The following is a 1,915-nucleotide window of genomic DNA, read 5'->3' on the forward strand; positions in this document are numbered from 1 at the left end:
AGGGCCGGGCCCCGACATTCGCCAGCACGGACCGTTGCACATCCACGGCCGGAATCGGCGCCAGACCCTCCCACCAGACCGGGGGGCGGCGCACCTCGATGATTCGCGCGGGGCTGGTGGTGTAGCGGCCGAACATGCGCAGCGGCTCGCCGACCTGATCCACGGCGATGTTGTCGCGGCCGTAGTATTCCACGTCGCCTGCCCCGCCGATCATCATGAAGGCGAGATGCTCGGTCGGCGTCGAAGGCCCGGCGCGCAGGACGTTGCCCACGACCGTCATCTTGCCGACCTCGAACGGTACGGTTCCCCACTCCTCCGGGGCGAGGTTGTAGTGGATGGCGCGCGGGCCCGGATTGTAGATCAGATTGTTGGCGATGATCCCGTGCACCCCGCCCTTGAACAGCGGGCTGCGCTCGTAGTTGTGGGCGTAGAGGTTGCCGACGATCAGCAGGCCCGTGACGTTGTCGTGGATCAGCGACCCTTTGGAGTGCTCGCCCTTCGAGTGGGTCGAGTAGGCCAGGCTCTCGCCGATCAGGTTGTTCGAGAAGGTGATGTCGTGGCTGGTGCCCTGGCGCCATTCGGCGGGCGTCGAGCCGGTGAAGCGCGGACCGGAGGCGGACAGGTTTTCGTCGGTGCCCCAGGTCAGGCTGCAATGATCGACGATGACATTGTAGGCGCCGACGGTGGCGATGGAGTCCTCGTCCCAGCCGCTCATCCACTCGCCGCCCGCCGATCCGGGGCGCACGCGGATATGCTGGACGATGACGTCATGCGTGGTGATGTCCATGCCGCCCTTGATCAGGGTGACGCCCGGCGACGGCGCGGTCTGGCCGGCGATGGTGATGAAGGGATTGCGCAGCCGCAGCGTCTTCTTGCCCAGGTCGATCACGCCGCCAACCTCGAACACGACGATACGAGGCCCGTCGGCTTCGATGGCTTCGCGCAGCGAGCCGGGCCCCTCGCTGTTCAGATTGGTCACCCGGATGATCCGACCGCCCCGGCCGCCTGGCGTCTTGGACGCCCAGCCCAGAGCGCCGGGGAAGGCCGGCAGAGCGGCTTCGGCGACAGCGGGCGCGGGCGTTTGCGCCATCGCCACCGAGGCGGGGAGCGGAACCAGAAGGGCGGCGGCGAAGGCGGCGATGCGGGCGAGCGTCATGATTCCATCCTGTCACAGGGTCGCCTGCGGGCGCGACCTTCAACCGGCGCGCCGCCCCGAGGGGCTGCGCCGGATTCAAATTGACACCGGTTTCCTTCCTGCGCAATGTCTGACGCAACAGGGGGGCGGCGTGAGCCACGCACACGACAATTCAACGGTTTCGCCGATCGCCCGCGCCTTCGTGGAGGCGCGCCGCGCGGGCCGTTCGGTCAAGGACTATCCGGGCCCGGAGCCGGTGTCGCTGGAGGCCGCCTATACCGTTCAGGACGGCGCCATCTCGGCCTGGCCCGATCGCGTTGCGGGCTGGAAACTGGGCCGCATCAACGCGCCTCACGACACACGCTTCGGCGCCGGGCGGCTGGCGGGCCCCATCTTCGCCCACAACATCTCGACGGCGGGCCTGACGCCCACGGCTTTCCACGTGATCGACGGCGGGTTCGCGGCGGTCGAGGCGGAATATGTGCTCGAGATGGCCGAGGATGCGCCGGATCGCGAGGGCTGGACGGCCGAGACGGTCGCCCCGCTCGTGGGTCGCGTCCTGACCGGGGTCGAGATCGCCGGCAGCCCGTTCGCCGGCATCAACGACCATGGGCCCGCCGTGACGGCCTCGGACTTCGGCAACAACGCCGGGCTGATCGTGGGCTCAGAGGTCGCCGACTGGCGCACAAGACTGACGGATCTGACCTGTACCATGACCATCGACGGAGTGATCGTCGGACAGGGCGGGGCCGCGTCCATTCCCGGGGGACCGCTCGATTC

2 protein-coding genes are annotated in these 1,915 nt (G+C 68.6%); one reads left to right on the forward strand and one right to left on the reverse strand.

The genetic code is table 11. The features are described 5' to 3' along the window. Positions 1-1,156, reverse strand: a 1,156-nt coding sequence (locus VGB60_RS13195; protein ID WP_331038709.1) for a pectate lyase, incomplete at its 3' end; no start/stop codon positions are given. Between the two features lie 130 nt (positions 1,157-1,286). Here VGB60_RS13195 and VGB60_RS13200 point away from each other — a divergent pair. Continuing rightward, on the forward strand, positions 1,287-1,915 hold a 629-nt coding region (locus VGB60_RS13200), incomplete at its 3' end, for a 2-keto-4-pentenoate hydratase (protein ID WP_331038710.1).

This window comes from Brevundimonas sp., from assembly GCF_036399195.1.
Taxonomy (GTDB): Bacteria; Pseudomonadota; Alphaproteobacteria; order Caulobacterales; family Caulobacteraceae; genus Brevundimonas.